The following is a 24,553-nucleotide window of genomic DNA, read 5'->3' as shown; positions in this document are numbered from 1 at the left end:
ACGCGATGAGTACAAAACTCGAACCATCAGACGCGGCATTGCGTCTGGCCTTCTACGGCGACGACTTTACCGGCTCGACAGACGCTCTGGAAGTCTTGGCTTTTGCAGGGCTGCGGTGCGCGCTTTTCTTGAAACCGCCGTCGTCCGAAAGACTATCGCAACTCGGCGGATTTGACGCTATCGGTGTCGCAGGCGACAGTCGAGGCATGAGCCCGTCCGAAATGGAAGTCTCCCTTCCATCAGTATTCGAGGCTCTACGCGCGCTGAATGCTCCGATCCTTCACTACAAGGTCTGTTCCACTTTCGATAGTGGCCCAGCGATAGGAAGCATCGGAAAAGCTCTGGAGATAGCCCTCGCTGGAATCACCAAGCATCCAGTTCCGATTGTTGCTGGCACTCCGGCATTAAAACGCTACTGCGCGTTCGGCAACTTGTTTGCTCGATCCGGCACGGACAACAAGACATATCGAATCGACCGCCATCCGATTATGAGCGTCCACCCGGTCACGCCGATGGTCGAGGGGGATCTTCTGCGTCATCTGGCGCTGCAGACAGACTTGCCTCTCTCCGGCATCTTCTTGCCAAGTCTGGAAGGTGCTCGCGAAGAAATAGACCGGAGCTGGTCGGAAGCAACTTCGACGGGCGACGCGGGAATCTTGCTCGATTCAGTCACCGAACGTCATCTAACCGAAGTCGGTCGCATCCTTGACGGCTACGCTAAATCCGTCGGTTCCATATTTACCATCGGCTCGTCCGGCGTCGAATATGCGCTGACCCAATGGTGGCGTGAACTCGGGAAGCTTCCCGATACTCAGCGATCTCACGACCGTATCGCGCCCACGAGTCAGATTCTTGCCATCTCTGGGAGTGCGTCACCGCTGTCTTCCGCACAGATTGACACGGCGATCGCCGCAGGCTTCGCCGAAATTGCCATCGACGCAAAAGCGCTTGTTCGAGAAGACTCTTGGCAGCAAACCGCTCAGGACATCGTCGGTCGTACGATTGCACTACTCAGCGAAGGGCGCAGTGTCATTATGCACACCGCCCGTGGGCCCCGCGATACACGCATCGCTGAAATGCTTGAGTACTTCACCGCCGACGGCCTGACCCAAGACGACGCGCGGCATCAAGGCGGTCGATTGCTAGGCCAACGGCTCGGCGCGGTCGCGAATGCTGTTCTTGAGGCTACCCATTTGCGCCGCCTGGTTCTTTCAGGCGGCGATACGTCAAGTCAAGTCACACAAGTCCTTGGGCCTGACGCGCTTGAGATTGATGGCCGCCTTGCCGCAGGCGCGCCATTGTGCCGTGTGCTTTCCGATAAGTCTCATTTGCGAGACCTTCAGCTTGCACTCAAGGGGGGCCAAATGGGCGACGAAAACTTCTTTGTCATCGCTCGGGATGGCACCACAAGATAATCGCCACGTGCCGCAGCGCAGCCGCACTTTCTTCACGCCGCAAAGTAGATGCTAACGGGAACCGACACCTAAAGCGCGTTCCCGCTGGTCAATCAAGAACGTCGGACAACGGCCCGACGCTTCGGCGATTGCGAACAGGAGGACCTTGGCACGGAGTCACGCGCAGCCAGTCTCGATCGCATAGGTTCCCTGTACAGATTGAGACCGACTGCAATGTCGTCACATCGGAAGGCGGTAGTTGCTCGCTTACTCAAGCGGCGTCATCTCTGGCCCGCTTCGATTCCTTGTCTCTTCCGCACGAAGTGTTCCGCAACCTGAAAATCTACATCGATGAATAGAAACCGCTCCACGAAAATCCTCGCGACGCTCGGACCTTCAAGCTCCGCCGAAAGCCTGATTGAGAGCCTGTACGTGTCCGGCGCCGACGTTTTCAGGTTGAACATGAGCCACGGCAGCCATGGGGACAGGTTCAGCGACTGCTAGCAATTCGCCGCATCGAGGCCCGGCATGGTCGTCCGATCGGCGTGCTGCTTGATCTGCAAGGGCCAAAGCTGCGTGTGGCGCGGTTCAAAGATGGGAAGGTCGATCTGCGGTCAGGACAAACTTTCAGCTTCGACCTTGATAGCGCGCCTGGCGACGAGTCGAGGGTCTGTCTCCCTCACCCTGAAATCTTCGCAGTCGCGGCGATCGGCGATACTTTGCTCGCCAACGACGGCCTCCTGAAGTTCAAGATTGTTGATTTGTCGCTTACCCTTATAACGACCGAAGTTGTTATCGGCGGCGTTCTTTCGGACCGAAAAGGCGTCAACGTCCCGAGCGTCGTCCTCCCCATTCCAGCACTGACCGAAAAGGACAAGCAAGACCTCCAATTCGGCCTGGAACAAGGCGTGGAGTGGATCGCACTGTCTTTTGTGCAGCGGGCAGACGATGTGCGCGACGCGCGTAATCTGATCAAAGGCCGGGCTAAGATCCTTGCGAAGATCGAGAAGCCGTCCGCCGTTGATTCGATCGAGGAGATCATCGATGCTTCTGACGGCATCATGATTGCGCGCGGCGATATGGGTGTTGAATTGCCCCCCGAGGAAGTCCCGGTAATCCAGAAGCGAATCGTGGGTTTATGCCGAGAAGCCGGAAAGCCTGTCGTTGTGGCAACGCAGATGCTGGAGTCGATGGTGAGCTCTGCCGTGCCCACGCGAGCGGAGACGTCCGACGTAGCGACGGCCGTTTTTGACGGCGCCGATGCCGTTATGCTGTCCGCGGAGTCCGCCTCAGGTGCCTTTCCAGTCCAAGCCGTTTCGATGATGAATAGGATTATCGAGCGCACAGAGAATGCGCCGTCGTATCGTCAACTGTTCAAAGCAGTCAGGCCACCGGCTTCCGCTGACGCACCCGAGGCAATCAGCGCAGCGATCTTTACCATTACATCAATGTTGCCGGTTGCAGCGATCGTCGCCTATACCACTTCGGGCGCGACTGCGAGCGGATTGCTCGCGAACGGCCAACCTCCCGCATCCTGTCGCTCACTCCTGATGAAGCCGTTGCGCGTCAACTTACGTTGACCTGGGGTGCCTGTCCTTTACATGTCGACGATGCGCAGAACGTTGAAGATATGGTCACGAAGGCCACAGCGGCAGCGCATCGGATCGGTGTCGACCGCCACAAACCGCTGCTGATCGCAGCAGGTGTGCCGTTTGGCACGCCCGGCATCAGTAATCTTCTGCGAATCGTCTACCCTTCCTAATCCCTCGTCCATACGTGAGGGCGTGGGGCGCGCTGCGCGGGCCCCGCTTCAGTTTCGGCGAGGCGCTGGTATCCGCAATGGTGTCGAAATCACGGGATCGCAAAAATCCACGACACGGACCGGCGCTGTCAAAACAGATGCTTCTTCCCCTTCCCTTGCCGCTTGTCAACGAGCTGTCTTTAGTCTCGCACCTCGCCCTTGCTTCATTTCAATCTGGCAGCCAGCATCTTCTATATCAACTCATCCGAACAACCTACCTCTCATATTTGATGTGGAACGAGGGGCTGGGTGCCGGCACCTATCAGCTTTACTGCGACGCTGAGCGCGAGATAGAGGCCATCGCCGCTGTTCGCGCCAATAGCGGGCCGTGGACGCTCAGTGAGAACGCTAGCTCTGTACTCGAGAAGATCGTATGTATCTACGACGTCCAGCTCGGCAACATACCCGGGGGGCTTTTTACCCGATGCCACGCTAAGTTGGAACAGCTCCTTGCCATGTTAGTAGTCCGATCCGGGGAAGCCTTGCTGCGGGGCGATCACATCGGAAGCGCCGATAAAATCACCGGGTACTGATCGTTCATCCGTCCATTCAGCGTAACGTATCGGCCGGTCCAGGCGAGCTTCCAGGCACCGTTCTGTCTTCTTGTTTCCCAGTTTGATCACCGTGGCAACGCCACTGACGAAGTGTCCAGATCCGCGCGGGTGATAGTTGCTTCGCAGCATCTCATTACTTCTCAACTTATCAGCATCCCCACGATCGCCTCAAGCGACTGCCAAACTAAAAAGGCTGGACGTGCGTCCAGCCTCTTCGGTTTCTGCATGTAGGCGCCTCCTAGCTTTTCAGGAAGCCGGTCGAAATCCACGGTACCGCTGCGATCACCATGATTCCAATGAACAGTGCAGCCATATAACCCATGATCGGACGAATGCCCAAGTTCGGCGAGATCTTACTGACTGCACACGCGCCGTAATAACCGACCCCGAACGGCGGCGAGAACAGCCCCAAACCCATCGAAAGAATGACAACCATCGCGTATTGAACTTCATGGATGCCAACAGCCCGGGCGATGGGGAAAAGCAATGGCCCGAAGAGCACAATGGCTGGTATTCCCTCGAGGACGCTGCCCAAGATGATGAACATGAAAATCGATACAACCATGAAGGTGAACGCGCCCCCTGGCAGATGCTGCATGAAATCCGCCAGTCCGTGAGAAAAGCCGGACTGTGTAAGCGCCCACGCCATCGCGGTAGCCGTACCAATGATAACGAGGATCGCACCCGAAAGAGCGGCCGTCTCCACGAGCATGGGGCCAACACGCTTCCAATCAAAGCAGCGATACACCAAGAGGCCAGCGACAACAGAATACGCGATGCCGACTGTCGAAACTTCCGTTGCCGTGGCCACCCCTTCCACCACAGCCATGCGGATGACAACCGGAAGGGCCATGGCAGGGATCGATACCACAAACGCTTTTCCAACCAAGGACCACGCGGCCCGCGTGGAAGACGTGGGCTCGAATCTTCGAGCCCGCCACCAGACGAGCATGCACAACATGAACGCCAGTACGAGCCCCGGCAATAGACCGCCGGTAAAAAGCGCAGAGATTGATACGCCAGTAACCGATCCAATCGTGATGAGCACGATGCTTGGCGGAACCGTTTCGGTCTGTGCGCCGGTTGCCGACAGCAGTGCAACGAGCTCGCCGGGATTCTCGCCACGCTTTTTCATCTCGGGGAACAGAATCGGAGAAACGGCCGCCATATCGGCCGCCTTGGACCCGGAAATCCCAGAAATCAGGTACATCGCGCCAACCAAAACATAGGAGAGTCCACCCCGAACGTGACCTAGCAACGACGCCAGGAAATTGATCATCGCCCGTGCCATCCCGGTCATCTCTATGAGAAGCCCAAGGAAAATGAACATCGGCACGGCCAGCAAAAGGATCTGAGACATTCCTTCGTCCATGCGACTAACGACGATTTCCAGCGGCATGGAGGTCGACAACGATAAGTAAGCAAACACCGAAAGACCGAAGGAGAATGCGATAGGCATTCCGCTCAGGACGGTGAAACCGACCACGCCGACGAAGAAGATCACTAAGTTCAAATTTCCGAGCGATTGCAGAACAGGCCCTGCATGTTCCAGCGCAAAAACAGTGACTAGCGACACCCCGATCCCAGCGACAGCCGTTTTCCAGCCGATCGCTAACAACTTGACCACGCAGATCAGCAGCATCGACACGATCCCGAAGATGATCGCCGCGACGCGTAGGCCGTCATTGATTTCCATTGTCGGCGTCAGGATGTCCCACTGTTGTTTGATGTAAGCGATCGACGGAACAAGTATGAGCCCGAGAAAAAGCATGCTCGCCACCATCGAGATGGTGTCCCAGAACGGATCCCAGTGCTCGCCCATGCGGTTGACGAGTGCCGTCATGCGCATGTGGCTTCCTCGATGCAACGCCGTAGCGGAACCTGCCATAGCCAGCCAGAGAAACAGGATGCCGGCGAGTTCATCGCTCCAGATCAGCGGGTGATGCAGGACGTAACGAGCGACAACGCCGCTGAAGAGCAGGACAATTTCTGCGAGCACCAGCAGTGCCGCAGGCACAGAAACGACCAGGCCGAGCGCGAAGTCCACACGGGACAGCCAGCTGGGCATAGACTTCGTTGTGTGGTGGACGGTTGCGCTGGTCTGTTGTTCGAGTGCGTCGTCCACATCTTTCAGCGTATCCGTTCTCATGCCAGCTTCCCCGTGTATTTCTCCATGAGGGCCCATTCCTCGTCGCCGAAGTATTGCTTCTGCTCCGTGTAGAAGTTCGCGGATTTCAGGGTTTGGCGGAACGCGTTGGCATCAGCGGTGTTGAACGCAAGCCCTCGTCCCTCAAGCGTCTTTTGCAGAGAGGCGTTCAGCTGGATCACGTCTTGCCGTTGCTTCAAGGCCCCCGCATTGAGGTGCTTTGAGACGATGTCTCGGACGGTGGGCGGCATCTTTTCCCACGCTGTCTTGTTGCCCAACAACCAGTAGCCATCCCACATGTGGTTGGTCATCGAGCAATATTTCTGTACTTCATAAAGCTTCGCGGCGTCCACTACAGCGAGCGCGTTCTCCTGCCCGTCGACGACCTTTGTTTGCAGCGACGAGTAGACTTCGTTGAAGCTGATCGACGCAGGCGCAGCGGAAAGCGACTTGAACAGCGATATCCAAAGGCGACCGCCGGGGACGCGAATCTTCATGCCCTGCAGGTCGCCAGGCGTCTTGACGGGCTTCGTACTGGTCGTGATTTGACGGAAGCCGTTGTTCCAAATCTTGTCCTGCACAACGAGGTTCGCTTTGCCGATGAGCCCGCGAATATGGGCGCCAAGGTCGCCATCGAATGCGGCGAATACCTGGTCATAGTCCTTATAGGCGAAGCCGACGCCCGAAATCGAAGCCTTAGGAACCAGTGTCGACAAGGTATTTGCGCCCGACACCGTATAAAACTCTAGTGCCCCGGCTCGCAACTGCGAGAACATGTCGGGGTCGCCACCGAGCATGACTGTCACCGGCTCAACAACGAATGCCACACTCGACGCCATCTTCTTCGGCGCGACTCTCGTCTACGGATCTTGATGAGTTAATCACCCTTCTGCCACCGTGGCCGTCGAGGCAAAGCGCTGACCGAGATGCGCACGCAGGTACCCACCACGCCGTTGGCACGTAAGCGTTCCAGGTACATCCGGTCGATGCACTCGCTCTCGAGCACAACGTGAGCGCGCAGAACTTCGCACACACTCTGTGATAACGTCATGAACGGCTCCGGTCGTCCACGGGTCCTTGGACCCATTGAGCTTCGAGCTCGTGCATCGCTGGGCACGTCCCAGCCGGCTCGGCCGGAGCCACCTTACACCGCCAGCGCTGCGCAGTCACGCGTACCATTCGTCGGTCTGAGGCGGAGCCTCGTTAGGCTTGTGCACTTGAAAGGTTCTAAATAAAGCAATTAAGCAATTGTTAATATGTAGTCCTATCATACCGCCGCTGCAAAACGGAACACCGAGGGGTCAGCACCGAGCGGCGGTTGGTGCCCGCGGGGGCTGGCGTGCTGCCGAGAAACGAGGCGTTTAGAACCGGTGCCGCGGACCAAACCGTACGGCCAGTTGATGATTGTTTGCCGAAGCAGTCTGCCCGGATATCGATGCAACCGCAGGCTGATTCAAAGAGTCGGTTCCGGATGCGTGCTGATACACGACGATCGAATATATGTCGGTGCGCTTGGAGAGCAGATAGTCGGCGCCGAGTGAGCCTTGTTGGTAGATCGCACTGTCGCGACCGTCGGCGCCGCTGCTGTGTGCGTAGCCGTAGGCGGTGCCCACCAGAAGGGAGGGCGAGAGCTGCCATCTGAGATTGACCTCGCCGATATCGAACGTCGCGGTGCCCGCGTAGCCAAAGGCGTTCGGCCCCGACGTGGCGGTATCGCCGAGGCCGCGGAACTGGACGTTCGAATACGTGGCGCCGAGCGTGATCGACCCGAGCCGCCACGCCGCCCCCACGGCGGCGACCTGCAGCGTGCTCGCCGACGCATATCCCGCGTACGCGGGATTCGACTCCGGCGAAGTCGCGCTGCCGAGGGACCCCGTGTTCATGGAGGTGACACTCGTGGCCGCCGATGGATTGCTGCCGTAGAACGACAGGTTCGGATTGCGTGCGTTCAGATAAGCCGCTCCGAGGTCTACCGCAACGCTTGAAGGCGACGTAGGCACCGGGCGTCATCACCTCCGCGCCGATACATCTGGATGGCCTTCTGACGATTGAGCGTCGCTCCGGTGCTCGGTGCTCCCCACGCTCCTTCCCAATACAGCCCCAAGTTGTGTGCGGAAGCCTTGTGGCCCAAGTCAACCGCTCGTTCGTACAGAGTGCGCGCAAGATCCACATCCGCATCTATCCCCCTGCCGATCCGTGCGCTGTCGGCGAGCGCCGCGGCCGCGATGCCACGAAGCCGACCGTCGGCGGTGTCGTCCTTCATCACATCTTCAAGGATCGCGTTGCCACTTATGTAGTCCGCCTCCCCGCCGGTCGACGTGACGAGGGAGATGGCAAGTGCAACGCGCAATGACGGATGGCCATTCACGCCTACACGGTCGAGAAGGCGACGTCCCAGGATTGGTGCGCCAGAAAGGGGGCTTGTCAAAAGCGCATTGGCTATCGCAGCCAGTGATTCAAGCGAGAGAAAGCCTGTCTTGTTGGCGGCAATCACGTGCTTGAAGAATTTCTCGACATTCAGCATCGGGTCTGCGCTGCGAAGCTGTTGCCATTCACGTTCGATCTGTCCTACCCAGCTTTCCGTCTGCATGGTGAGGTGCTCTATGGTGACAACTGCACACCAAAAGGCTCTGATAGCGAGGAAGTTCCGGTGAGGACGTCATGCGGGCTGATGACGGCGATGTTTGAGGGCGACTGATAAGATTAGACGACTGATTTCAGGCAAGCACGATGGGATTCGAACAGCTCGCTGCGCTCAAGGCGCAGCTGAACCAAGGCGCGAAGCGCAAAGAGGTTGCTTCACGCTTGACGTCATCGCCAGTGGACGTCACACGGGAAATCAAGCAGCCACCGAAGGCTCCGCGAACGTCTGCCGACGCAGCCGCGCGCGCAGTCACCACGCTGCAACGGCATTTTCCACATGCCTTTCCGCGTAGTCCCGCACCAAAGGTTCCTCTCAAGGTCGGGATTCTTAAGGATGTGCTTGCCCATGCGGCGTCGCTTGGACTAAGCGAGCGAGACGCTCGTAACGGCGTGAAGCTCTGGTGCCGCGGACAACGCTATTGGACCTGTCTCGTCGAGGGCAATGTGCGCGTGGATCTTACTGGCGCAACCACCGGCGTTGTCTCCGCTGCCGAAGCGGAGTACGGCGCAAGTCAGGAGAGGACTCGGCTCGCGCGCAGACGGGAGCAGATTGCAAACATGCGCCGTGCTTGACCCCATTGACCGGAAACACACGCAATCGCGGATCGCACTTGACATAAACAAAGTTTTTATCGAACTAATGAGGTAGCTAAAACATAACTCGGCACTCGTTGCATGATTTATTGCTGTGAAATCATCGAGGATGTTTTCGAGGAAGCTCAGGATCCGAAGGTATGCCGGTTCTCGTTCGAAATGTTCGCGCTCGCCCAGCATTCGGATATCACGCGTGAGCTGGTCAAACGACTCTACTCAACTTATCGGACGATCTACGTCGGGCTAGCACGCGAGATAGACGCATCTGCGACCGCGCGCGAATGCCTCGCACGGGCAACGCTGATCGCCGCGCAGATGGAGGGCGCTGCGACATTGATGTTCGGTGCGCAGAAGCAGGCGCCCTCGGTGGTTCACGTGTTCGAACTGATGCAAGCCATGACGATTCGCATCGCGCACGGAGACTTCGCGACAAAGGACACGTCATAAGGCGCGCTTACGAGGCTGGCTCGGTATCCGACCGATGGGCCTCGAATCCTCCATCATTGCGTCACGTGCAGACGTCGTAAAAAACTCGTCGAAGATTGTACGAGCCGCAATGGCGCTCATCGCCCCCCGCCGCCCCGAATGTCCGGTTCCCTACGTAGAGCAGCCGTGCGGGTGTCCTGGGTTGCATGAAACCGAACGACGGCAACTTGCCGAACTTGGTCAGGTCGGGTTCGCCCGATGGCGCTTTGATTTATCGACGAGCCACCGCGAATCATCAGTGACTCGTTTCTCGCAAATCAATTGCGAGGTGAAGGATAGATAGTATTCCTACGTTACGACGCTAAATTCCTTTATGTTGCATCATCATTTGGTCGACGACGAAGAAACACCGGCACGCTCCATCTCAGTCGCTCGCTTGGAAAAGAGCGTTTGAGACCCTCCTCGATCCGGTGGACACAATTCGAGTACTTGCCTGCACTTCAGTCCACGCCATATCCACACTTTCAGGCATCGCCTCGCGTGCTGAAATCGGGCGCGTTGGGTGGATAAGTGCGGGTCAGGGTTCGCATACCAAATCGGCTATTTACTTTGTGCAACGGATCCGCTTCCGTTTTCTTAATATCTTAGAATGCGGTTCAAGGGAGACGCCGAGAGGAACAATCGGGTTCTCAGCCACCAAACCGCGCCTGACGCAGTGACGTGTCACTGGATGGGCCGCCAACGGTGAAACTTTCAATGGAACTCCGACAGTTACGATATTTCATCAGCGTCGTGGAGCACGGCAGCATGGGCAAGGCCGCGCTCGAGTTGGGCGTCGTCACGTCGGCGCTCAGCCAGCAGATCAGCAGGCTGGAAAGCGAGCTCTCGACCCGCCTGCTGCAGCGAACGTCGAGCGGCGTCATGCCCACCGATGCGGGACTCGCCTTCTGGCGTGGGGCGCAACTCGCGCTGCGCCACATCGACGATGCCGCCCTCGCCGCCCGTCAGGCTCGCCTCTCGGGCCATGTCAGCGTGGGCCTCGCGCCAAGCACGACAGGTGTGCTCGGTCTCGCATTCATGCAGGCGATGCGCGCGCGCTATCCGGACGTACGGCTGCGCATGGTCGAAAGTCTTTCAGGTCATCTGGGGACGATGCTCGGCGCACGCCAAATCGACCTCGCCATCCTGTTCCGTGAAGAGCCCGCGCAGCGCTGGAGCGTCATGCCCCTGCTCGATGAGCGCCTATTCGTGATCGGTGCATCGACGCTACCCGGCATGCCCGGGCGATCGCAGACGTCGATCGCGAAGCTCGGCTCCCTGCCGCTAATCCTGCCAAGCGGCACACATGGCCTTCGTGCACTGCTCGACGTCGCATTCAAGCGCGCCGGTTACGTCCCATCCATCGCTGCCGAGGTCGACGGCCTCGCTATGCTCATGGACGCCGTGCGCGGTGGACTCGGCGCAACAATCCAGCCGGGAGCGGCACTCGCACGAGCGGAGAACGCGGCGCTGGCGAGCGTGCCGCTCGTCGAGGCATACGCCACGAGGCCGAACTTGATTGCGAGTGTGTCGGATGATGAACTGTCGCCCGCCGGGCTTGCCGCGCGCGTCGTGCTGGCCGATGTCGCGCGCGACACCGTCAACGCGGGCGGTTGGCCCGGCGCTACGCTTCGCCGACCCGCTCTTCACGAAACCTGAAGACCCCTTGCCGCCTGCCTGATGGCGGCGCCGACCGGTGCTTCTTATAGTTGTCTCAAAGGAGACAACTCAGATGGTCGACGTTCTTGTGATCGGCGGTGGCAACGCCGCGCTGTGCGCCGCGTTGATGGCGCGAGAAGCCGGCGCCTCAGTCCTGCTTCTCGAATCGGCGCCGCGCGAATGGCGTGGCGGAAATTCCCAGCACACCCGCAATCTGCGCTGCATGCACGACGCGCCGCAAGACGTGCTGGTCGACGCTTATCCGGAAGAGGAATATTGGCAAGACCTGCTCAAGGTAACCGGCGGCATCACGAATGAGGCGCTCGCGCGGCTCGTGATCCGGGCGTCATCGACATGCCGTCCGTGGATGCGCAAGCACGGTGTGCGCTTTCAGCCGCCCCTTTCCGGTGCACTGCATGTCGCACGGACCAATGCGTTCTTCATGGGCGGCGGCAAGGCGCTCGTGAACGCCTATTACCGCAGCGCAGAAGCGCTCGGGGTGCAGATCCGCTACGACACGCCCGTCGACGCGATCGAACTCGACGGCACCCGTTTCGTCGCAGCGCGCAGCGGCGTGCAACGGATCGAGGCGCGCGCCTGCCTGCTCGCGGCCGGCGGATTCGAATCGAATCGCGAATGGCTTCGCGAAGCGTGGGGACAAAACGAGCGCGGCGAATGGCCCGCCGACAATTTTCTCATTCGCGGCACGCGCTTCAATCAGGGCGTGCTGCTTAAACACATGATCGACTCGGGCGCCGATGCAATCGGCGATCCGTCGCAGTCGCATTGCGTTGCCATCGACGCCCGCGCGCCCCTCTATGACGGCGGCATCTGCACGCGTATCGACTGCGTGTCGCTCGGCGTCGTCGTCAATCGCGACGCGCACCGCTTTTATGACGAAGGCGAAGACTTTTGGCCGAAACGCTATGCAATATGGGGACGACTGGTTGCGCAGCAGTCCGACCAGATCGGTTACTCGATTATCGACGCGAAAGCGATCGGCCGTTTCATGCCACCGGTTTTTCCGGGCACCAAAGCCGACTCGCTGCACGAACTCGCGCGTCAACTGAAGCTGCCGGAAGCGACGTTCGTCGAGACGATTCGCGCCTACAACGCCGCGTGCCAGACCGGCACCTTCGATCACACGGCGCTCGACGATTGCCGCACCGAAGGCCTCACGCCAGCGAAGACCCACTGGGCGCGACCCATCGATACCCCACCGTTCTTTGGCTATGCATTGCGGCCGGGCATCACGTTCACCTACCTCGGACTCAAGGTCAACGATCGCGCCCAGGTGCATTTCGGCGGACGCCCGAGCGAAAACCTTTTCGTAGCGGGAGAAATGATGGCTGGCAATGTGCTCGGGAAGGGTTATACGGCCGGCGTCGGGATGTCGATCGGCACCGCGTTCGGACGCATTGCCGGCACACAGGCCGCGATGGCCGCTGCTCATCACACTGGAGTTCAACGTGCAGAAGCTTGAAGCACTTGCCCGCGAAGCGCGGGAACTCGCCTCGCCTTCCGTCACCGGCCGCGACGCGTTCATCAGCGAGCCCACGACGTCGATAATCCGGGTACTTCCTCTTACGCAAAACGAAGCGGAAGTCTCGCGACAGATGCAGATCTGCAACGCATGCCGCTACTGCGAAGGCTTCTGTGCGGTCTTTCCCGCGATGACACGGCGCCTCGAATTCGGCAAGGCGGACGTCAATTACCTCGCCAATTTGTGCCACAACTGCGGCGCGTGCTATCACGCCTGCCAATATGCGCCCCCCCATGAGTTCGCCGTCAACGTGCCGAAGGCGATGGCTAAAGTCCGCGTTGAAACCTATGCGGAGTATGCGTGGCCGGCGCCGATGGGCGCGCTTTATAAGCGCAATGGATTAACCGTCGCGCTCGCGCTCGCGATCGGACTTGCTCTCTTTCTCGTGCTTGGTATCGGCTTGAAGGGATCGCTGTCCGCGGGCGCATTGGGCGGCAACTTCTACGCGATTTTCCCGCATAACCTGCTCGCGGCGATGTTCGGTGCAGTCTTCGGCTTCGCGATGCTCGCGCTCGGCGTCGGCGTATCGCGATTCTGGCGTGACGTATCAGCGGGAACAGCTAGCGCGCCGGCAATCGCTGAGGCCGCGAAGGACGCGCTCACCCTGACTTATCTCGACGGAGGCCATGGCGACGGCTGCAACGAGTCGGACGACTCTTTCACGCTCGCTCGGCGGCGTTTCCATCATTTGACCTTCTACGGCTTCATGCTGTGCTTCGCGGCAACGGTGGTTGCCACCTTCTATCACTATGCGCTCAACCTGCACGCGCCTTACCCAATTCTGAGCCTGCCTGTGCTGCTCGGCACACTTGGTGGAGTCGGTTTGCTTGTTGGGCCGGCTGGCCTGCTTTGGCTCAACCTGCGCCGCGATCCGGCCCGCGGTGATGCGAAACAGCGCCCGATGGACCGCGGATTCATCGCGCTGCTGCTCTTGACCAGTGCTTCGGGCCTTGCGCTCCTCGCATGGCGCGACACTGGTGCGATGGCCTGGCTCCTCGCTTTGCACCTCGGTGTTGTCATGGCGCTCTTCGTCACGCTGCCCTACGGCAAGTTCGCCCACGGGATCTATCGCTGTGCGGCGCTCCTCAAGTCATCGATCGAAAAACGGCAGGCGAGCCGCCTACAACTCGGCTCAGATTGAGGTCGGTAGTAGTGACAATACCTCGGATCGCCGGGGCACTCACACTAACACATCCATGGAGACAACTCATGCATCCCTCATCGCTCAAGGCCGAGGATAGCGCGCACGGTCGAACCTCGAAGGTTGGCGCGGTCCTGCGCGTCACCAGTGGCAACTTCCTGGAGCAGTTCGACTTCTTTCTTTTCGGCTTCTATGCGACCTACATCTCGCGCATCTTCTTTCCGTCTACGAGCGAGTTTGCCTCGCTCATGCTCACCTTCGCGGTGTTCGGCGCGGGTTTCCTGATGCGTCCGCTGGGGGCGATCTTGCTGGGCGCATACATCGATGAGGTGGGTCGCCGCAAGGGATTGATCGTCACACTTTCGATCATGGCGAGCGGCACGATCCTGATCGCGTGCGTACCCGGGTACGCGACCATCGGGCTTCTTGGGCCCGCCCTCGTGCTGCTCGGGCGCCTGCTGCAAGGCTTTTCCGCAGGCGCCGAGCTTGGCGGCGTCTCTGTCTATCTGGCAGAAATGGCGACGCCGGGACACAAGGGCTTCTATACAAGCTGGCAGTCCGCGAGCCAGCAGGTCGCGATCGTGGTCGCAGCCGCCCTCGGGTATCTGCTCAATGACCTTTTGACTGCCAGCGAAATCGGCGCGTGGGGATGGCGGATTCCATTCTTCGTCGGTTGTGCGATCGTGCCGGTTATTTTTCTGCTGCGACGCACGCTGCAGGAAACCGATGAATTCAAGGCGCGCACCCACCATCCGCGTGCACGCGAGATTTTCGGCACGATGCTGCGAAACTGGCGAACGGTGCTCGCGGGCATGCTGCTCGTGGCCATGACCACTACCACGTTCTACCTCATCACAGTCTACACGCCGACCTTCGGCAAAGCTGTGCTGAAGCTCACCACTGCGGATAGCCTGATCGTCACGCTCTGCGTGGGCCTCTCGAACTTCATCTGGTTACCGATCGGAGGCGCGCTCTCTGACCGCATCGGGCGCAAGCCAATTCTCATTGCCATCACCGTGCTCGCCATGTGCACCTCGTATCCGGCACTCTCATGGCTGTCATCGGCCCCAAGCTTTGGCCGCATGCTCGCCGTGCTCCTGTGGCTCTCGTTTTTCTTCGGCATGTACAACGGGGCGATGGTCGCAGCGCTCAATGAAGTCATGCCCGCCGAGGTGCGCGTGGCCGGATTTTCGCTCGCGTTCAGTCTCGCCACTGCGGTCTTCGGAGGCTTCACGCCCGCCGTCTCGACGTATCTTATTCAGATCACCGGCGATAAGGCCGCGCCCGGCTACTGGCTGAGCTTCGCCGCGGCATGCGGGCTCGTCGCAACCTTGACGCTGTATCGCCGGCGCGGCGGAGCCAAGCGGTCCGCATCGCTTGCCTGAACATTGCTCCTGCGTCATCGGCGCGCCAGCCGGTGCGCTGATGTGCTAGCCGGCGTCAGTGCCGCTTTTCCATTTTCGGCATTGATAACCATTGGACATCAATGCTTCCAAAACTTGCACTTCTCGTTTCGCGTGCTTTGCGCAAATATCGATCCTCAAGACGTTCATAACAGAGAACGCGTTGGAGACAGGCGCGAAACGCCGAACAGCGTTTCGCCGCATCGCAGTGCCAGCCCGAGCACGGGCGCCGCCTACAGTCGCCGACCCGCATCTCGCCTGCTCCATCTCGCTATGAGAATTCTGCCGCCGCCTTCGAGCGTGTCCACGGCAGCGGTGCGTCTCGCGCCTGTCAAAGCGAGCTGACCGAATATCCAGTATCCGCTCCATTCGTCATTGCCTTGAAATTCAGGAGACACTTCACATGCAGATCACCGGAATGTTGCACGGCGCGCGCCTGTTGCAATTCGTCGGCTTCCCGTCCAGCGAAGTGCTGGGGCCGGACGCCAGCGAAGAAGAAATCAAGTCGCTCATCGACCGACACGGTCAGATATTCATTAAGCCGGTGTTCAAGGGCGGCGTGGGCAAGAAGGGCAAAGCGGGCCTGCTCGGCCGCGCCACGGATCTCAAGACGGCGCTCGCCGAAAAGGAACGACTGTACTTCGCCGAGCACTCCGTAGGTCATGTGAGAGCCAAGGCGAACGGCGTGACGTTCGAAGCGGGCGTGCCTGCCAAGCACGAAGTCTATTTTTCGATCACCGATTCCACCCGCTTTCGCGCGCCGACGATGACGCTGTCGCACATGGGCGGTATGGATATCGAGGAGGTCGATCCGAAACACGTCGCGATGGTGCCATTCGATGCGTTGACCGGATTGAAAGCGTTCGTCGTCGCGAATGCGCTGAGCGAGATCGGCGCGCCGCGCGAAATCATCTCGCCGCTCGTGCAGCAGTTGCCGAAGCTCTGGGAGCTCTTCCACGACTTCGGCATGACGACGCTTGAGCTCAACCCGATCCGCATGCGCGAGGACAAGAAGGGACGCCTCACGCCCGTGGCATGCGACTTCAAGTGCGGCTTCGACCGCGACGATCCGCGCTTCTCGCGCCTCGGACTGCCGGCCCATTTGTTCGCCGCCGACTACTCGGATTTCGAACAGGAGATCAATCAGCTTCGCACGCATCAGGGGCAAAGCGATGTGTATGTGATCAACGAGCGCGGCACCATCCTCGCGCCCACCTTCGGCGGCGGCGCGAACTCGCTCGTCACCGAAATGTTGGGGGACGCGGCCATCATCTCGTCGGACTTTGGCGGCAATCCTCCATACGAAAAGATGAAGGAAGTGGCGCGCATCTGCTTCCGGCACTGGCTGAAGCAGGCGAACGTGCTGTTCATCATCGGCGGCAAGTCCAACAACACCGACATCTACGAAACGCTGCGCGCGATGGCTGATGCGCTGCGCGAGCACTTCAGCGAGCACGGGCCGACGCCGCTCTATGTCGTGCTCGGACGCGGCGGCCCGAACCTCGTGCGCGGCATGTCGGCACTGCGCGACACCTGCGATTCGCTCGGCCTGCCGTATCGCCTTTTTGGGTTCGACTCCGACATCAGCGAAGTGATCCAGTACGCGCGCCGTGCCGATACATGGATGCAATCGGGCGGACGCGCGCAAGTTGCGGCGCGCATCGGCGCGCGCGACGCGCAATCGCATACGGCATCGGCTTGAGGAGATCGGACATGCACAAGCAAGGCAATAGTCGTTTCAAATACTTCGTCGGCATTCAGTCGCTGGCGGATATCGCGACGCGCGAAGACCGCGTCTGCGTGCTCAACATCCTGGGCGGCGAATCATCGGACGTGACGCCGGTGAGCCACGCTTTCTCGGGCGCGAATGTCGTCTTCGGCACGGCGCCCGGCAAAGGCGGACAGATGCTTGCGACGCCCGCGGGCGACATTCCGGTCTTCAACAACGTGCGAGAAGGGCTGGAGGCCGGACATCGGTTCAACTGCGGCGTCGTCTATCTGCCGCCTTCGGCCGCGCGCGACGGCGTGGCCGAACTGATCCGCGTGAATCCGGATCTGCGCAAGATCTTCATCATCACGGAGAAGATCGCCGTGCACGATGCGCGTGAGATTCGCGCGATGGGTCAGCAGGCGGGCATCGACATCTTCGGCGCGAACGGGCTGGGCGTCGCGGACTCGTGGCAACGCGTACGCATCGGCGGCGCGCTTGGCGGCGACGATCCGGGCGCGACCTTGCGCCAGGGATCGATCGCGATCTTCTCGAATTCCGGCGGCTTCAGCACAACGATTGCGCAATACCTGCGCATGAGCGGTTGGGGCACCTCGACGGTCATTTCCAGCGGGAAGGATGTCTACATCCACTATGCCGCGCCGGAATTCGCCTTCGCGCTTGCAAACGATGCGCGCAGCAAGGCTGCGGTGCTGTACTGCGAGCCCGGCGGCTATTACGAAGCCGACGCGGACTTCACGAAGCCCGTGGTCGCGTGCGTGGTGGGCCGCTGGAAAAGCCGTCTGACGCGCGCGGTGGGACATGCTGGCGCGATGGCGGGCGGCGCCGACGATGCGCTCGCGAAGGAACGCTGGTTCAAGGAGAAATTCGGCGTCGAAAGGCTTTTCACGCCCGGCGATCCGTGCTGCTCGGTGAAAGGTGCGCTGGTGACGAACATCGCGCATATTCCCGCCGCGCTCACAGCGGTAATGCGCGCCAACGCAACGATGCCCGACTTCGAGCCCGAAGGCAGCCTCGCGCTCAAGCCTTGGTTCGGCTCGGACCAAGGGCTCGATCTTCCCGAGGAACTCGCGCTGGCAGTCGTGAAAGCTGTGGCGCCGTATGACGAGCAAGTCGCGCGGGTGAACGACCAGATCGGCGCGATCCCGCCTCGGCAGCCGTTGAAAGATGCCTCGGGCGCCTCGCAGATGGATGCGAAGACACAGGTCAGCAGCCTGCACGGCGTATCGATGCTCGAAGCCGCGACGCATTCTTTCGAAGCGAACGTGTGCCTCTCGTTGTTGCACGAGTTCGGCGGCGCTAATGACGAGAAACTGATCGACGTCGCGGTCGGCGCGGCCGTGAACCTGTACGGCACGCCAGAACTGGCCGCGGCGCAAGCGGCGCGCGAGGCGGGCAATGCGCCCAATGCGGTGCTCGCCGCCGCTGCAGCGATCGTCGGGCCCAATCGCCAACGAGCGGGGCGCGAGGCTGCGAAGCTGATGATCGACCGGTTCGCCGCAGGAAGACTCGTCGACGCATTCGATCGCGACTTTGACATCGACGCGATCGACACCGAAGGTAGCGCGGCACTGTTCTACGAGGAACCCGATCCGAAGGCCGACGCCATGCTCGCCGGCCTCGCCACCCGTGGCGTGAGTTCCGTATTCGTACGATGGATTGCCAGCGGCCCGGGCCATCCGCGCGCGGACGCCGTGCTCGCGGCGATCACGACGACACTCGCCTGGGGCCCGCTCATGCGAAAGCGCATCTCGCGTCTAACGGCGGAGAGCCTGCCATGGTGGACGAAGCTCTTTGGCACGCTGATCGGCGCCTCGGCGGATGCGTCGCGCCACCATCCCGACAGCTTTTGCGACTTTTCAACCGAGGCATTGCTCGGCGAACGCTCACTGACGGAAATCGCGTTCGCGGCACTGCTCGGCCTGAAACCGTCCGCCGACGACCTGTTCGCCTTCAGGACGCTGACCGGATTGCTGCTCACGAACGGACCGGGGGCGATCTCGGCGCAAGGCGCGAAGGGCGCGGTATCCGCCGATGGCCCCGAAGGCCCGGAGCGCGTGCAACTGAACAAGGCGCTCGTGGGATTTCTCACGCACTCCGGCTATACGCACGGCGGCAACGGCTACGAAGGCATTGCGTTTCTCAACGACGCGTTTCGCGACAGCGGTCTCGTCGATCCCGCCGACGCGCATCACGGCGTCGACCTCGAAGCGCTCGCGCGCCGTTCCGTCGAGCACTACGCGCAGTACAAGGCTCGTCAGAAGCATGCTGGCAGCCTTGATATCGCCAAGCTGCCGGGCGTGAATCACCCGGTCTTCAAGGACAAGCCGGTGAATCACGACCCCCGCGAGGTGTTCATCGCCGAGCTCTATGAGGCGCGAGGCGACTACAACGCGTTTCACGCGTACTACCGCGCGCTGGTGCAAACATTGTTCGACGCGGGCGTCTCGCGCAACGTGTACTGCGTCAATGTCGATGCCGTGATCGCCGCGTTGCTGTTGAAGATGCTGTGGCAGCCGCTCAAACGCGGGGAGTTCAGCGAAGCCGACCTCGAAACCGCGGCTTTCACGATCTTTCTCTATCCGCGCATGCTCGGCTGCGCCGCGGAAATCGACGATCACCTCAACCGCGGCCGCAACATGGACACGCGCACACCCGCTTCACAGTGTCGTTTTGTGGCCTGACCGCAGGAATCTGAAGGCTCCCCCGGGCGCTCGTACCTATGTAGCGCCCGGTCGAGTCGATGGTGACGGTCGATTGATAACCACCAAACATCAATCGTTTAGAACATTGCACTTATCGTTTTGTTGGTCATAGGCCAATATTCCCGAAAGAGAAAAGCGGACCAACCGCATATTCCGGGACTTCAGGAGACACATTGATGCACCCCTCACCCTCTACCCTTTCGCCGGGACAATCAAAGGCTGCAGCGGTTTTCCGCGTAACGGCCGGGAATTTCCTCGAACAGTTCGACTTCTTCCTGTTTGGCTTCTACGCGACGCAAATCGGCAGCGTCTTCTTTCCTGCGTCGAGCGAATTTGCTTCGCTGATGATGACATTCGCGGTCTTCGGCGCAGGATTTCTGATGCGTCCGCTCGGCGCGGTTGTGCTTGGCGCGTACATCGACGACGTCGGTCGTCGCAAGGGTCTGATTGTCACGCTCTCGATCATGGCGAGCGGCACTATCTTGATTGCGTTTGTACCCGGCTACGCGACGATTGGCCTTCTGGCGCCTGCGCTGGTGCTCATTGGCCGTCTGCTGCAGGGTTTCTCCGCAGGAGCTGAACTGGGGGGCGTGTCAGTGTATCTCGCCGAGATGGCCACGCCCGGTCGCAAGGGCTTCTTCACCAGTTGGCAATCCGCGAGCCAGCAGGTGGCAATCGTCGTCGCCGCGGCTCTCGGCTTCGTGCTGAACCAATCGCTGGACGCTACGGCCATTGCGGCCTGGGGATGGCGGGTGCCCTTCTTCGTCGGCTGCATGATCGTGCCGTTCATCTTCATGCTGCGTCGCAATCTGCAGGAAACGCAGGAGTTCAAGGCGCGTCAGCATCGCCCGAGCATGAAAGAAGTGTTTCGCACGCTAGTTCAGAACTGGGCCGTCGTCATCGCTGGCATGATGCTGGTGGCGATGACCACCGCGAGCTTCTATCTCATCACGGTCTACGCGCCGACTTTCGGCAAGACGGTCCTCCATCTGAGCACCGCGGATAGTTTGCTCGTGACCCTGTGCGTTGCAGTATCGAACTTCGTGTGGCTCCCGATCGGCGGCGCGCTCTCGGACAAGATCGGCCGCAGGCCGCTGCTCGTCGGCATGACGGTGCTCGCTATCGCAACCGCATACCCCGCACTGTCGATCCTCGCCCACGCGCCGAGCTTCCTCAACATGCTGCTGGTGCTGCTCTGGCTGTCGTTCATGTACGGCATCTATAACGGTGCAATGGTCGTCGCGCTCACCGAGGTGATGCCGGTTGAGGTACGCGTGGCGGGCTTCTCGCTTGCATATAGCCTTGCGACGGCAGTGTTCGGCGGCTTCACCCCAGCGATCTCGACGGCGCTCATTCATATGACCGGCGACAAGGCCGCGCCCGGCTACTGGATGAGTTTCGCGGCGGCGTGCGCGCTTTTGGCGACTTTCGCACTCTATCGCCGCCGTGCAGTAACGCTGACCCCGGCGCACTAACGCCCATCTCGTTGCACAAGCGTCTACCATCCGCAACCTGACACGACTATGATCATGAGAAATCTGCTTCCGAAACTGTGCGCAGCAGCGCTCATCGCCACCTCGGCCGCTGCGGCGAACGTGCAGGCCGCCGAGCTGCATGTCATGAGCTCGGGCGGCTTTACCGCAGCGTATAAGGTGCTCGGTCCGAAGTTCGCATCCGAGACGGGCAATTCGCTCGACACCGCGCTGGGCCCGTCGATGGGTAAATCGCCCGAAGCCATTCCCAACCGCCTCGAACGGGGCGAGCCGGCCGACGCCGTCATCATGGTCGGTTATGCGCTCGACGAGCTGATCAAGCAGGGCAAGGTCGTGCCCGGATCACGGGTCGAGTTGGCGGACTCGCGCATCGGGATGGTCGTACGCGAAGGTGCAGCGAAGCCCGACATCAGCTCGGCAGAAGGCCTGCGGCAGACCCTGCTGCATGCGAAGTCGATCGCTTACTCGGACAGCGCGAGCGGTGTCTATATCGAACGGGAACTGTTCAAGAAGCTTGGCATCGAGGATCAAGTCAAGCCAAAGGCAAGGATGATCCCGCGGATTCCGGTGGGCTCGGTGGTGGCGAACGGCGATTACGAAATTGGCTTTCAGCAGGTGAGCGAGTTGTTGCCGGTCAAGGGCGCGACGTTCGTCGGAAAGATTCCCGAATCTCTGCAGTCCGTCACCCGCTTCGCCGCCGGCATTCCCGTGAGCGCACAGCATCCGAAGGAAGCGAAGGCCCTGCTCGATTACCTCGCTTCGCCTGACGTACAAGCTGAGGTCAAGTCGACCGGGCTCGATAGCGTCTCCGCACAGTGACGCAAACCTAGGAAGGCTTCCTCGTGGCAGCCTTCCCGTCACCTCCTTGGGATATTTCTCGAGGGCCTTCTGGGCGGTCCGCACCACTTGCCGCCGCCATCCCGAGCATCTGCGCGAGACGCGTATGATCGCAAGCTCCCTGCCACATCGAAACGAAGATCACTGCGCAAGCGTTGCTGATCACGCTCGTGAGGGCGCGGGCTTCGGACATGAATCGGTCGATTCCCACCAGTAGCGCCACCCCGGCGACGGGCAGATCGGGAATCACGGTCAGCGTCGCGACAAGCGCCACTAATCCGCTACCTGACACGCCGGCTGCACCCTTCGAAGTGAGCAGCATAACCGCAAGCATCGTCGCGATCTGCGGCGTAGAGAGGGTCACGTCGCACGCTTGCGCAATGAACATTGAGGCGAGTGTCAGATAGATCGCGGTGCCGTCGAGATTGAACGAATAGCCCGCGGGCAGTACGAGCCCCACGACGCCCTTGTCGCAGCCGAGCGCCTCCAGCTTCCCGATCAAGCGCGGCAGTACCGGTTCCGTAGACGATGTGGCCAGAACGATGAGCAACTCCTCTCGCAGGTAGCAGAGCCGCCAGAGCGCGAAACCGTGTAGCCGCGTGAGCGGCGTGAGGACCAGCGCAACGAACAGCAGGCATGCCACGTAGAACGACACCATCACCATCCCGAGCGAGCCGACCGAGCGGATGCCGAAGCGGCCTACCGTGAAAGCCATCGCGCCGAATGCCCCGAGCGGCGCAAGTCGCATGATCACCGCGAGGATGCGAAAGAGTGTCTGGGCGATGCCATCGATGAGCGCGAGCACGGGCCTGCCTGCACGCGGATGCAGATTTAGCGCGAACCCGAACAGCAGTGACAATAGCAGCACCGGCAGTACCTCGCCCTTCTCGAAGGCGCCGAGCATCGTGTCGGGGATGACACTCAGCGCGAACGCGACAAGGCCGCCCGAATGGGCCTGCTTCGCATAAGGGGCGAGGATGCTCGCATCGAGGTGCCGAACGTCGATGTGCATGCCGGCGCCGGGCCGGATGACAAACGCCGTGACAAGTCCCAGCAAAAGCGCTGCGGCAGTCAGAAAATAGAAAAGTCCCAGCGCCCGATAGATCGTGCGCCCGATGGCCTTTCCGCTCGCGAGCGACGTTATTCCGGAGACAATCGTGCAAAAGACGATGGGCGCGATCATCATCTTCACGAGGCCGACGAACCCATCGCTGACAGGCTTGAGGAGCGCGCCCGCTTGTGGCCAGAGGTGACCGAGGGCCATGCCCAGCGCCATGCCAAGCAAAACCTGCACGTAGAGCAGACGGAGCGGTGCGACAACGCTCACGATGCGGTGTTCCTGCTTGGCCGCTCCTTCAGCGACCACTCCTTATCCGAGACGCCGCGGCTTGCGACGCCGTCGCGCCGCATCTCGACGATCGTTTTGTGAAACTCTTGGGCGGCTGGTGTCAGTGGACGGCCGCGGCGCCTCACGATTCCTACCCGTCGCTTCACCACTGGATCGACGAGCGGCACACTCGTGAGGACGTGGTGGTTGCGTCCTGGCATGGCCATCGACGGCACCGCGGCGACGCCAAGACCCGCTTCGACCAGACCGAGCATCGTCGTGACGTGGCGTGTCTCACAGACGCTCGGCGCACGGGGCGACACGGCCGCGAGGGCCTGATCGAGCAGTAGTCGGTTCCCCGAGGTTTTGTCCACCGAAACATATTCATGCTCGTAAAGCTCGTTCCAGGTCACCCGCTTTTTGCTGGCGAGCGGGTGATCGCGGCGGCAAGCCGCAACAAAGTGCTCTTGTAGCAGCACCTTAAAGTCGACCTCGGATTCCTGGCTCCCCATAAAGCTCACGCCGAAATCAGCTTCGCCGCTGATGACGGCGGAAAGCACCTCATTCGCACTCGCATCTAGCAGCTTGACCCGTATGCGCGGGAAGCGGCGATGGTAGCTGGCGACCGCGCTTGGCAGGAAATAGTAGGCCACGGACGGCACACAGGCGATCGTCACATGGCCCAGTCGGCTCGAAGAAACATCGCGGATACCCAGCAGGGCAACGTCGAGATCATCCAGCAACTGTTCGGCGCTCGGCGCAAATGCGCGACCGACAATGGTGAGCGTAACGCTACGCGTGGTGCGTTCGAAGAGACGTACACCGAGCGCCTCCTCGAGCTTTTCAATCCGGCGGCTCAAGGCCGGTTGCGAAATGCTCACGGCCTCGGCGGCCTTCCGAAAGCTCCCGAGCTCAACCACAGCTCTAAATGCCTGCAAATCGTTCAAATCAAAGTTGACTCCCACCGTCATTCTCCGCGTTCCAATGCGGACATTGTGCACGACGTCGTGCAAAGGACCCATCGGGGACTATGCCCAACTGCTTGCCCATTGACGGATATTGCGGGACACGAGACGCGAGTCCCGGCTGAAAAATCAGCCTGGACTCGGATGACAGAAC

Annotated in this window: 18 protein-coding genes and 1 pseudogene; 13 read left to right on the top strand and 6 right to left on the bottom strand. The window is 60.5% G+C overall.

Annotated elements, in window-relative coordinates:
• Positions 1-5 precede the first annotated feature (5 nt).
• The 3 genes and pseudogenes from PQR08_RS32410 (at position 6) to PQR08_RS32400 (ending at position 3,728) form a co-directional block, all read left to right on the top strand.
• Positions 6-1,415 carry a four-carbon acid sugar kinase family protein gene (locus PQR08_RS32410; RefSeq protein ID WP_408163659.1) on the top strand — a complete coding sequence of 470 codons (1,410 nt, stop codon included), beginning with the start codon at positions 6-8 and terminating at the stop codon, positions 1,413-1,415.
• A gap of 330 nt (positions 1,416-1,745) precedes the next feature.
• Positions 1,746-3,156: pseudogene (gene pyk / locus PQR08_RS32405) on the top strand (pyruvate kinase).
• A gap of 77 nt (positions 3,157-3,233) precedes the next feature.
• Complete coding sequence (locus PQR08_RS32400) at positions 3,234-3,728, top strand: hypothetical protein (RefSeq protein WP_408163657.1); 495 nt, start codon at positions 3,234-3,236, stop codon at positions 3,726-3,728.
• A 259-nt stretch (positions 3,729-3,987) separates the two neighbouring features.
• Here PQR08_RS32400 and PQR08_RS32395 read toward each other — a convergent pair whose 3' ends face one another.
• The 4 genes from PQR08_RS32395 to PQR08_RS32380 form a co-directional block, all read right to left on the bottom strand.
• The gene (locus tag PQR08_RS32395; protein ID WP_408163655.1) at positions 3,988-5,898 is read right to left on the bottom strand and encodes a TRAP transporter large permease; all 1,911 of its coding nucleotides are present in this window, start codon (positions 5,896-5,898) and stop codon (positions 3,988-3,990) included.
• Entirely contained in the window at positions 5,895-6,692 is a 798-nt protein-coding gene (locus tag PQR08_RS32390; RefSeq protein WP_408163695.1) for a TRAP transporter substrate-binding protein, read from the bottom strand. The genes PQR08_RS32395 and PQR08_RS32390 overlap by 4 nt, the downstream gene beginning before the upstream one ends.
• A 564-nt stretch (positions 6,693-7,256) precedes the next feature.
• Positions 7,257-7,778, bottom strand: a complete 522-nt coding sequence (locus tag PQR08_RS32385; protein WP_408163653.1) for a porin — start codon at positions 7,776-7,778, stop codon at positions 7,257-7,259.
• Positions 7,779-7,864: 86 nt separating this feature from the next.
• Complete coding sequence (locus PQR08_RS32380; protein WP_408163652.1) at positions 7,865-8,485, bottom strand: SEL1-like repeat protein; 621 nt, start codon at positions 8,483-8,485, stop codon at positions 7,865-7,867.
• A 140-nt stretch (positions 8,486-8,625) separates the two neighbouring features.
• On the opposite strand from PQR08_RS32380, the gene PQR08_RS32375 reads away from it, so the two are divergent.
• The 10 genes from PQR08_RS32375 to PQR08_RS32330 all read left to right on the top strand — a co-directional run bounded on the left by PQR08_RS32375 (position 8,626) and on the right by PQR08_RS32330 (position 22,089).
• The gene (locus PQR08_RS32375) at positions 8,626-9,111 is read left to right on the top strand and encodes a ProQ/FinO family protein (RefSeq protein ID WP_408163650.1); all 486 of its coding nucleotides are present in this window, start codon (positions 8,626-8,628) and stop codon (positions 9,109-9,111) included.
• A gap of 180 nt (positions 9,112-9,291) precedes the next feature.
• Entirely contained in the window at positions 9,292-9,579 is a 288-nt protein-coding gene (locus PQR08_RS32370) for a hypothetical protein (protein ID WP_408163648.1), read from the top strand.
• A gap of 735 nt (positions 9,580-10,314) precedes the next feature.
• Positions 10,315-11,256, top strand: coding sequence for a LysR family transcriptional regulator (locus tag PQR08_RS32365; protein WP_408163647.1), 942 nt, complete (start codon positions 10,315-10,317; stop codon positions 11,254-11,256).
• A 73-nt stretch (positions 11,257-11,329) separates the two neighbouring features.
• Entirely contained in the window at positions 11,330-12,739 is a 1,410-nt protein-coding gene (gene tcuA, locus PQR08_RS32360) for an FAD-dependent tricarballylate dehydrogenase TcuA (RefSeq protein WP_408163645.1), read from the top strand.
• Positions 12,726-13,940 (top strand): tricarballylate utilization 4Fe-4S protein TcuB, encoded by a 1,215-nt coding sequence (gene tcuB / locus PQR08_RS32355; protein WP_408163643.1) that lies wholly within the window; start codon positions 12,726-12,728, stop codon positions 13,938-13,940. The genes tcuA and tcuB overlap by 14 nt, the downstream gene beginning before the upstream one ends.
• A gap of 68 nt (positions 13,941-14,008) precedes the next feature.
• The gene (locus tag PQR08_RS32350) at positions 14,009-15,325 is read left to right on the top strand and encodes an MFS transporter (protein WP_408163641.1); all 1,317 of its coding nucleotides are present in this window, start codon (positions 14,009-14,011) and stop codon (positions 15,323-15,325) included.
• A 421-nt stretch (positions 15,326-15,746) separates the two neighbouring features.
• Positions 15,747-17,045 (top strand): ATP citrate lyase citrate-binding domain-containing protein, encoded by a 1,299-nt coding sequence (locus PQR08_RS32345; protein ID WP_408163639.1) that lies wholly within the window; start codon positions 15,747-15,749, stop codon positions 17,043-17,045.
• A gap of 11 nt (positions 17,046-17,056) precedes the next feature.
• Positions 17,057-19,756, top strand: a complete 2,700-nt coding sequence (locus PQR08_RS32340) for a CoA-binding protein (RefSeq protein ID WP_408163637.1) — start codon at positions 17,057-17,059, stop codon at positions 19,754-19,756.
• 197 nt (positions 19,757-19,953) lie between these two features.
• Positions 19,954-21,252 carry an MFS transporter gene (locus PQR08_RS32335; RefSeq protein ID WP_408163635.1) on the top strand — a complete coding sequence of 433 codons (1,299 nt, stop codon included), beginning with the start codon at positions 19,954-19,956 and terminating at the stop codon, positions 21,250-21,252.
• A 54-nt stretch (positions 21,253-21,306) separates the two neighbouring features.
• Entirely contained in the window at positions 21,307-22,089 is a 783-nt protein-coding gene (locus PQR08_RS32330) for a substrate-binding domain-containing protein (RefSeq protein WP_408163634.1), read from the top strand.
• Positions 22,090-22,096: 7 nt separating this feature from the next.
• On the opposite strand, the gene PQR08_RS32325 is transcribed toward PQR08_RS32330, so the two are convergent.
• Both PQR08_RS32325 and PQR08_RS32320 read right to left on the bottom strand, forming a co-directional pair.
• Positions 22,097-23,383 (bottom strand): cation:dicarboxylate symporter family transporter, encoded by a 1,287-nt coding sequence (locus PQR08_RS32325; protein ID WP_408163693.1) that lies wholly within the window; start codon positions 23,381-23,383, stop codon positions 22,097-22,099.
• A 47-nt stretch (positions 23,384-23,430) separates the two neighbouring features.
• Positions 23,431-24,399, bottom strand: a complete 969-nt coding sequence (locus PQR08_RS32320) for a LysR family transcriptional regulator (protein WP_408163691.1) — start codon at positions 24,397-24,399, stop codon at positions 23,431-23,433.
• Positions 24,400-24,553 lie beyond the last annotated feature (154 nt).

Source organism: Caballeronia jiangsuensis (assembly GCF_046030135.1).
GTDB classification, from domain to species: Bacteria; Pseudomonadota; Gammaproteobacteria; order Burkholderiales; family Burkholderiaceae; genus Caballeronia; species Caballeronia jiangsuensis.
This window is presented reverse-complemented; position numbering and strand designations above follow the sequence as displayed.